6 protein-coding genes and 1 pseudogene are annotated in these 6,294 nt (G+C 35.3%); 3 read left to right on the top strand and 4 right to left on the bottom strand.

Going from position 1 to position 6,294, the window contains the following annotated elements; all coding sequences use genetic code 11:
* Positions 1-381: 381 nt before the first annotated feature.
* The 4 genes and pseudogenes from FN961_RS06585 to FN961_RS06570 form a co-directional block, all read right to left on the bottom strand.
* Positions 382-1,272: a hypothetical protein gene (locus FN961_RS06585; RefSeq protein ID WP_143563758.1), complete on the bottom strand. Its 891-nt coding sequence runs from the start codon at positions 1,270-1,272 to the stop codon at positions 382-384.
* Positions 1,269-2,807 carry a DUF3696 domain-containing protein gene (locus FN961_RS06580; RefSeq protein ID WP_143563757.1) on the bottom strand — a complete coding sequence of 513 codons (1,539 nt, stop codon included), beginning with the start codon at positions 2,805-2,807 and terminating at the stop codon, positions 1,269-1,271. The genes FN961_RS06585 and FN961_RS06580 overlap by 4 nt, the downstream gene beginning before the upstream one ends.
* 347 nt (positions 2,808-3,154) lie before the next feature.
* Positions 3,155-3,487: a hypothetical protein gene (locus FN961_RS06575; protein WP_143563756.1), complete on the bottom strand. Its 333-nt coding sequence runs from the start codon at positions 3,485-3,487 to the stop codon at positions 3,155-3,157.
* 371 nt (positions 3,488-3,858) lie between these two features.
* A pseudogene (locus FN961_RS06570) lies at positions 3,859-4,215 on the bottom strand (DUF4113 domain-containing protein); the annotation flags it as partial.
* Positions 4,216-4,413: 198 nt separating this feature from the next.
* Between FN961_RS06570 and FN961_RS06565 the strand changes: the two are divergent.
* From FN961_RS06565 to FN961_RS06555, 3 genes are all read left to right on the top strand, one after another.
* Complete coding sequence (locus FN961_RS06565; protein ID WP_143563754.1) at positions 4,414-4,929, top strand: hypothetical protein; 516 nt, start codon at positions 4,414-4,416, stop codon at positions 4,927-4,929.
* A complete protein-coding gene (locus tag FN961_RS06560; RefSeq protein ID WP_143563753.1) occupies positions 4,883-5,644 on the top strand; it encodes a polymorphic toxin type 44 domain-containing protein in 762 nt (253 codons plus the stop codon). Before FN961_RS06565 ends, FN961_RS06560 begins: the two co-directional genes overlap by 47 nt.
* A 65-nt stretch (positions 5,645-5,709) precedes the next feature.
* Positions 5,710-6,264 (top strand): hypothetical protein, encoded by a 555-nt coding sequence (locus tag FN961_RS06555; protein WP_143563752.1) that lies wholly within the window; start codon positions 5,710-5,712, stop codon positions 6,262-6,264.
* Positions 6,265-6,294 lie beyond the last annotated feature (30 nt).

Below are 6,294 nucleotides of genomic sequence, written 5' to 3'. Positions count from 1 at the left end.
TATCAGGAGGAGCGTCCTCTCACGATTCAGCTCCCGTCCAATGGACTTCGTTACATTGTCAGACTCGCTGCTTTATTCAGAGTCTTAGGGTCATCTAGTGATACAGATGGTTCACTCTTATCGCGGTGAACAGCGCTTCATACGACCTCAGGTCGCACGGACAGAAACGATTTAGAGTTAAAACTCTGAAAATGACTATTGGCATAAATGAAAGTATGTTGATAGTAGTAGCTAACGCTTCACTCACCGAAATTTTTAGAGGAAGAAGTGAAGCATAAAATCAGGAAGTCTCTCAATAAAAACATCCAGTCAGCTTAACTGACTGGTATTAGACCTATTTATTTAACGCATAACTCTAAAATCAAATATCTGGCATTCAAGTTATAGTCCTTTGTCATGCTCCCCAGCATCAAAAAACATCGTAAATACAATATCGATATTGTCTTTCTCGTAATGTATACGTTTGGATGATGGCCTCGGTGTTACACGAAGGCGTCTTTCATTCTTTTTCCCCTCAAGTGCTTCATCTTGCAAGCAAGGGTCTTTACTAGTTTCAAATGAATTTAGAATTAGTCTACGTGCCACAGATATCAAAATCTTATCTCGGCTTTCAACTACTTTAGATATTTTTTTTACAAAACCCTTTGAGAAACTAAAGTTAAATAGAACTGCTTTATTATCTAAGTCTCTTTGTATTTTCATCAGCACAGCTTTTCTGAATAACAGTTCGTCACCAGAACTAGCAGGCCACATATCATTTTCAATATTAATATTTTTTAGAAAACAATCCTTTGAAATGATGTAATTAGGTGATGGGGAAAGCTGTGTACTACCATTGTTAAAAAACCATGTTTTACTAGGTATATTGCTCTGACCGAGACATATGACAGGAGTGTAGCCGGAAGAGTATAATTCTGGGATCATATTACAAAACTCATCATAGAAATCAGCTCGATCAACAACAAGCTTCGGAATAATTGTGCAATTACCATTACTTGGACTGATATATTCAAAATTATGACGTAGCTTCTTGTATATGACCGGGATTAGGCTTTGAGACCAAGTTTTATCTTGTTTCCAAGGTAATCTATGAGGTGGTTCCCACATTAGCTCATCCATTAATTCTGTCCAAGCTATAGTCATACCTTCTTCTTCATCAATCGACGATATTATATCGAAGAAATGCTCTAGGTACTCATCGCGAAGTTTTTCATCTTGCCAGGTAGATTCACATACAGATAGCAAACTCGGATCTATCAAAGCATAACTCATTGTTCTTTAGCCCTTTGAATTTTTCTTCTTTTTATTCCAGCAAGTATGATTTGTTCTTGTTCATTTGCTGTTTGATCAAAGAAACCATTAGGCCAATTTACTATACCTTTGTGTGGATCTATCTTAACCTCCTCAACAAAAGCTCCAGAAGAGTTATTTGATACGAAGTTAATTGAAATCATCTCTTCAAAATTTTCATTTTCAATTATTCTTCTAATAAGACGATTAACAATATGATCACTATGTGTTTCAATGATTAGTTTTTTTCCTGAAAGTGCTAAAGAAATAAAATAATCAGCCATTTTCATTTGTAATCCGGGGTGTAAATGAATTTCTGGTTGTTCTAACAATAAAGTCCCGGATGTATTCATCCTTAGACCTTCAATGAGAATGGGGAATATTTGACTTACGCCGAAACCTACATCAGCAATATTAACACTAGTTCCAGCACAAGAGTTAGCTTCCATCTCTAGACGAATGATCTCACTTTGAAAATCAGGTCTAAAACCAGAAATACCCATGAAACTCATCCAATAGTTTATTTCTTCATGCAAAGTTGTATCTGAATTATTGTGAAAAACGTTTTCTGATTCATTAAACCTAAAGCACGAATGGTTTAATGATTTATTCTGTTCAGTTTGATAAATATAAGCAGCGTTCTCACCTTTCGTGCCAATCTCAAGAACTTCATTTTCATATATATATCTTCTTGATGGTTCTTCCCTTAATGGTCCTATATAACTTATATTGTTATTTATTTTTACTAGAAAATCATCCATCAATCGTAAAAAATTCAATACAGAAAATGGAGCTGTTTTGTATTGATTAATAGAACCACTATTATTTATAGAGGAATTATTACTCCCGACATGAATTATAGGAAATAGATTTTCATATTTCACAAGGACTTTTTCAATCGAACCCATTTTATAATTTTTATCACTTGGCATATTAAAATTTGGAAGGTTAATCCAATTCAGTCTAGATGTAATGCCATTTTCGTGACTAACTATTCTTAAGCCTGGCCCATGAGTTATCTTACCCGATAAATCAGAAGTGGATATTTCAATTTTATATTCAGAAATATTTGCTGTTTTAATATAACCCTTGTCATCTTTTGATGGTTTTATTTTTATATAAAATGTAACTGTATGAGTAGAGCTTTTTAATTCTTTGGATTTCCTAGGCAGCAGATGAAAAAGAATTTGACGGCTACTTATCGTTCTAGTACCGCCATTTAATTTTAAAAAATCCTCTCGAGTAAACGTATACTCATATTTTATAGCTAACTCCTCTTCAGAGTTATGCCCATGAATAATATTATGTACATCCCCTAAATGTACATACTTTCCGTTTAATAAAATTGAATTATTAGGAGTTCTACTTTCTTTGGTTTGCTTTAATAGTAAAATACTTTGTAGAATTGAACTTTTTCCACAACTGTTTTCTCCACAAAGAATAGTGATCGGTTTTATATTAAGATTATCTAAGTTTTTAAAGCTTTTATAATTTTTAAGCTGTAAATCTGATAGCATCCCTATGTCCTAAGTGTCAATAATTATGATTAAGCACATGATAACATTAATTTAAATGTTTCCATAGGCATATGCAGACATTGGTAAAACAGCTAATACGGTATAGTTATTTTCTTACATTACCCACGACCATATTTACTGATCAGTATACGAGCTACCACTCGGGTAGCTTTTGTATCGTAAAAAACGATGAACTGGATATGAATGAGTATTTGATCTAACAAAACATGGGGCAGAAACGTCTTAGAGTGATCGTTCTAAGACGTAACTGGATTGAAAAATTAGGACTCAAACACTCAAAGCAGCCCGAAGGAATATTTGCACTAACTTTGCTTGTTAATTTCCGACTATGATTTTGGTTTCGTGAACAGTACTAGCAACCCTAAAATTATGTCTCCGAACACCCAAAATCCCATAATCATACTAGTGCCAATTGTCGCACCAATTGCAGCTCCTGTTTGCGCCGCTTCGCTATCAGAAGTTGAAACAACTTCACCAACTGAGCCAAAATACGAAAATAGTAAATATGTCATGAGGACATTAAATAATATAAATACCCACTTGAATAGCTTTCCAAAAAAACCTCTCTCGAGTTTGAGAATTTGAAAGCCACATCCTGTACATTTAAGTGCTGAATCACTTACCTGAACTTCACATTCAGGACAACTTACTAATGCCATTTTTATATTCCTTTATATAATGATTAATCAATTGTTCAGTTAATGCACTATCAAGTGAAAGGGTGTTCAACGCAATACCAATGCTTCAATACATCACCCTAATCACAAAAGTCAACGCATGGAAAATCACACGCGCAGCCTATCCTTGTTTCGCTATTATCAAGTCAACAAAATTGATTGTCTTGATATAGACGTCTTTACAAGCAGCCTGTAAACACCTTAATATCAGAAGCTTACAGTATTACAGGTGGATTTACGAGTACTCAACTCCAGTTTTTTGCGCTCTTTTCACACAGGTTAGCAGTGAAAAGTCCTAACTAAGTATCTAGTACATTCATGTCATAGTTGCTCGTACAATCGATAGGGAAATTTCAACACTTGATCTGCGGTACACATCCCCATCTAGTTGTGTACTGTGGCGTGAGTAGATCCCTTCTCATGGTCCATTTCTGCTCAGTGCCTTGAGCCGCTAAAAAAAGTGTATCGGTTCCGAAACGTTGATTAATACCATCATAGACATGCATAAGTGCAGGGTTAGATTTTGATGCATTAAATAGATCTAACTGAGCATTATAAGTACTGGCTAAATCAATCAGGCCCACACCGATTCGATAGTAACGAACGCCTGGGCGATAAAGCTGACTCACCGCATTAGAGACTGCAGCGGTTATTTCTGTTGTATCGTCTGTAGGGCAAGGGAAATGAACAGTGGTTTTAAAACTCAGTGGATTAAAGAAATATTCGATTTAATTAAATATCACTGATTAATTTACGCCACCAACAAGTGTAAGTCACAAGTACCGTTTAAATAGAAAATTGAAGCACATAAAGCCAACTTTGAGTAAAAAACAGATCGCACATTGACCAACCAACCTTTTTTACGGTAGGTTAAACCAGCAGGATAAAATAAAAAGGAGATTAGAAGTATGTCAAAAAAAATTATACTAGGACTGATGTTAAGTTCAGTATGTTTTAGTTCGTTTGCGGATACTATTGAATGTGTTTCATTGGAAGAAAATACAACCTTAGAAATGGAGCTTAAAAGAAGTGAAAGCTATGACAATTGCTTTTCACTAGGCAATATCCCACAAAATACACCTGTACAATTGCTAGCTTATTCAGGAGACAATATAAAAAACAAAATAACATTGTTTGATTTAATAGAAGGTGGAACCTCTTCCTATATAGCTGAATATAATTCAGCTATAGATGGAGGCAATGCGGTTCAGTCCAATACTACAAATAAGAAATTGGCTGTTAAAATAATACCTACCTCTTACCTTAATTCGAATAAGAACTTAACGATCACTTTTCTAATGGTCGATAGTACGGCTCAAGTAATAATAGACTTTGCTGATGGTGAAGTAGTTTACACGCCTCCTCCTCCTAGGGAAGATGAAAGACGTTGTAGAAGGGGGGATCGATATTGTGAAGAGCCTTAAATTAGCAATATTAATACCCCTATTATTTGGAAGTGGTGTAGTACATGCTTCTTGTACACCCGAACAAGAATCACCTGCAGGAAAACCTGAAAACTTCGATACTAACAAACATTTAAAGCAGTTTGACAGAGCTGGTGTGGCAGCATCTAGACTTCCGAATGGGGGACTAGCAGTGAGAGCAAGTGTAATGGCATCTATGTTTGCTCCTCATCGTAAATATGACCTTAAAAATAATCCTAATTATATGTCTTCTCAGGAGTTCGGTAATTGGTTTTATGGTGCAGCTGCTGCTCAAATGGGGTTTAATAGACAGGAAGCTTTAACTGCTGGAGCTATAGTGCAACAATGGCAAAACTACGATAATACAAACCATCCCGATGCTGGTGATGTTAGTAGGCTAGCCTCAAATATCGTACATGCAATTAGTACAGGTGAAGGTGATAATCTTGACGATGCAGCCCCTATTGAAGGTGGGCATAGCTATTCTAAAGATGTTTATGAAAATGATCCTGATTCCGACTCTAATTCTGACTCTTGCGATTCAGATGATTCATCAGACAATAGTTCTGGTGGTGGCGGTGGCGGTGAAGGTAGTTACTCTGGCGGCTGGGGTAGCAGTGGTTCTTTCATTGGTGCTTCAGGTTGCTACGGTAATTGTGGTGGAGGTGGAGGTGGCTCAGTGACAATTACTGATTTTCCAAAACTACGGAAGTAGAAAATGTAAAAAAACGAGTTGCCTGTTACAATGCAGTCAACTCGTTTTTTTTAACCTGAGATTATATGATTAAGAAATATTTAGGTTTTTTACTTGTGTTGTTACCAGTATTAATTGGTACCCTACTATCCTTGAGTAACCTTGAATACTCTTGGTTTTACTCTGAAAAATATAAGTTATATGATTTAATATATTCAACCGCATGCTTATGTATAATTATAATAGGTATAGCTCTATTATCAAAAAAGAGAAATGCTAGTTTAAATATTTTATTCCTCATCTGTTTCATTGTTTATCAAACACTTGGATGGAATTTTGATACTAAACGTTATATTTCACTTATTAAACTAACTCCCTCTACAGATATACTAATTGTACCGTACGATGGAGGTGCTTTCTCACCAACAAGCTTTGTCAACTTAGAGGTGTCCGAGAAATGCTATATGTTTTTTAGAAGGAGCTCAGTGATTAAAACCTTTGAAAATGTGGCTGATGCTAAGTTATGGTTAAAGGATAGTAAAACAATTGGAATTGAATTACTGACTTACTCTAAAGAAAAAATTATTGAAAATGTTAATATTGAAGATATTTATAGTGATAAACCAGACCTATCACAATAACCCAACGACATAGTACTAACCTTTGTTAAT

Origin of the sequence: Shewanella hanedai, assembly GCF_007197645.1 — a bacterium.
Taxonomy (GTDB): Bacteria; Pseudomonadota; Gammaproteobacteria; order Enterobacterales; family Shewanellaceae; genus Shewanella; species Shewanella hanedai.
Note: the sequence above shows the minus strand (reverse complement) of the source record. Positions and strands in the feature narration are given on the sequence as shown.

Coding starts and splice junctions, on each gene's coding strand:
- FN961_RS06585 (WP_143563758.1), bottom strand. CDS start 1,272: ATGAGTTATGCTTTGATAGATCCGAGTTTGCTATCTGTATGTGAATCT.
- FN961_RS06580 (WP_143563757.1), bottom strand. CDS start 2,807: ATGCTATCAGATTTACAGCTTAAAAATTATAAAAGCTTTAAAAACTTA.
- FN961_RS06575 (WP_143563756.1), bottom strand. CDS start 3,487: ATGGCATTAGTAAGTTGTCCTGAATGTGAAGTTCAGGTAAGTGATTCA.
- FN961_RS06565 (WP_143563754.1), top strand. CDS start 4,414: ATGTCAAAAAAAATTATACTAGGACTGATGTTAAGTTCAGTATGTTTT.
- FN961_RS06560 (WP_143563753.1), top strand. CDS start 4,883: ATGAAAGACGTTGTAGAAGGGGGGATCGATATTGTGAAGAGCCTTAAA.
- FN961_RS06555 (WP_143563752.1), top strand. CDS start 5,710: ATGATTAAGAAATATTTAGGTTTTTTACTTGTGTTGTTACCAGTATTA.